The sequence below is a fragment of the Parabacteroides sp. merdae-related_45_40 genome (genome assembly GCF_001915675.1).
In genome coordinates, this window is the sequence record NZ_MNQY01000024.1 from 1 (window position 1) to 2,191 (window position 2,191).

Genomic DNA, 2,191 nt, shown 5'->3' on the forward strand with positions numbered 1-2,191 from the left:
AGTGTATATCGGAATCCCTTCAAAAGAAGAACAAACCAAAATTGCAAAACTGTTAATAGCCATAGACAAGCGCATCGCTACCCAAAACAAAATCATTGAGGATTTGAAAAAACTAAAGTCCGCAATTATAGATAAGTCATTCTGTTATCCAAATGAATCTTCGCCACAAAAAAGGTTTATTGGCTTTACCGAAGAGTGGCATTTGGTACACCTTTCTGATATATGCCAACGTGTACGCACTAAAAATTTCAATACCCAATGTACTTTAGTCCTTACTATTGCAGCTCAGTTTGGTTTAGTCAGTCAAGAAGAATTTTTCAATAAATCTGTAGCAAGTGATAATTTGGAGGGGTATTACCTTCTACGAAAAGGTGATTTTGCTTATAACAAGAGCTATTCAGGTGATTATGCATGGGGTGCGGTCAAGCGACTAGAATGTTTTTCCGAAGGCGTGCTCTCTCCTTTATATATCTGCTTTAGACCCGATACAGCAAGAATTGATTCAGATTTTCTTGCACACTATTTTGAATCAAAGAAATGGTACAAAGGTATTGCAGATATTGCAGGTGAGGGAGCAAGGAATCATGGTTTGCTGAACCTATCTGTAATTGATTACTTCAAAACACTTCATCGTATTCCAAGCATTCAGGAACAAAAAGCCATAGCTAATGCACTCAACAAATTAACTTCAAAAATATCCATAGAGAAAAATCTTTATGACGATTTGCTTTTACAACGGCAACACCTACTCCAGCAGATGTTTATATGAACATTTGCTGGAGTAAGTATTGTTTCTGCTTATCTAAGTTTGCTACGTACATTTCTTCATTTTCAATCTTCTTCTTAAAAGCGGAAAGCAAAACGGTTAACTGTAATTGCTTGTCCAGTGTGGGCACAATGATACTGATTTTTGACAAGTCTTTCTTCTGAATATTAGGTAAGCCGCTACCTATTCGGAGTGCCATTATATCTGGTTCTTTCCACTTCAAATAGTGGAACAAAAAATGTGTCGCTATGGAGGAGGTCGGCTTTATACGTAAGGTGTAACAATGCCCACCGCTCCAAAATTCGGAACTGTTATATTGAACATAGCCACAAGAATTGCCACCCTCACTTATTGAAATTGTATCAGCCTCAGTGTTATAACTGTCATAATAACCTGACGGTGCTATACCGCCATTCATCACATAGTATTTTCCACTGTCACTAAGCTCACTTCCATTGATTTGTTGCCCTTTAATTATTTCAGCCAAATCTAAAAGTGAGCATTCTTCTCCTTGCAGATTGGAAAATATCTCCTGATAAATTGCGGACCTTTATGAATAACAATCCTTAATTTTATCGAAAACAGACGGTTTGTTCCTCAAATCATCGCATTGTTTATGACCTTATGTCCATCACACCAGAAACAGAATATTGCTCATTATATTATTCTCAAAGTGTGTAGAAGAGCTAAGCCTTAAGCTATATATTCTACTATTTTGCATAGTTGGCTGTGTAATATCTAATTAAAGATAAAATTTCCCGAATAACACAAATGGATTTTAATCTAAAAGACTATCTTTGTATTAAATTTATGTGTTATGAGTACAACAGAATATATACAAATCATTATCGGCATCGGTCAAATTATTGCTGTTGCTATTATTCCAATTATTGTTTGGGTATTAGGAATAAAATACCAAGATAGAAAAGCAAAAAAAGATGCTCAATTAAGAGTTTTCCTTACACTAATGGCAGATCGAAAATCAGCCCCAATAACAAAAGAATGGGTTGATGCATTAAATACAATAGATGTCGTATTTCAAGAAAATAAAAAAGTTCGACATGCGTGGAGAGAATATTTAGATAGTTTAAACGAAAAATCACCCCATTTTGATAGTAGTAATTCTTTTAGACTTGACTTACTTTCCGAAATGGCCGTTTCTCTTGGATATAAAAATTTAAAGCAAACAGAAATTGATAGATTTTATTCTCCTAAATATTTTGGTTCTCAAATGAGCCGACAGGAAATATTATTTCAAGAGAATCTACGAATTTTAACCCGATCCAAAAGTTGTGCTGAAAGTTTTACTGAGGAAGAATATGAACAGCACTATAAGGAGTTGATGGAGCAGCAAGGAGAGTAAAGAATATGGGAAACTTCCATTTTCTGTAAGATTATTGATTTTTCATCCTTAATTAGAGGGCT

At 34.8% G+C, this 2,191-nt stretch carries 3 protein-coding genes; 2 read left to right on the forward strand and 1 reads right to left on the reverse strand.

Annotation, left to right across the window (positions count from 1 at the left end; genetic code table 11):
- The coding region (locus BHV83_RS00420) for a restriction endonuclease subunit S (RefSeq protein WP_286755279.1) at window positions 1-769 on the forward strand (769 nt) is incomplete at its 5' end.
- Here BHV83_RS00420 and BHV83_RS00425 read toward each other — a convergent pair.
- The gene (locus tag BHV83_RS00425) at window positions 762-1,307 is read right to left on the reverse strand and encodes a restriction endonuclease subunit S (RefSeq protein ID WP_227223274.1); all 546 of its coding nucleotides are present in this window, start codon (window positions 1,305-1,307) and stop codon (window positions 762-764) included. The genes BHV83_RS00420 and BHV83_RS00425 overlap by 8 nt on opposite strands.
- A gap of 276 nt (window positions 1,308-1,583) precedes the next feature.
- Between BHV83_RS00425 and BHV83_RS00430 the strand changes: the two genes are divergently transcribed.
- Window positions 1,584-2,129, forward strand: a complete 546-nt coding sequence (locus BHV83_RS00430; protein ID WP_008154570.1) for a DUF6680 family protein — start codon at window positions 1,584-1,586, stop codon at window positions 2,127-2,129.
- Window positions 2,130-2,191: the final 62 nt, after the last annotated feature.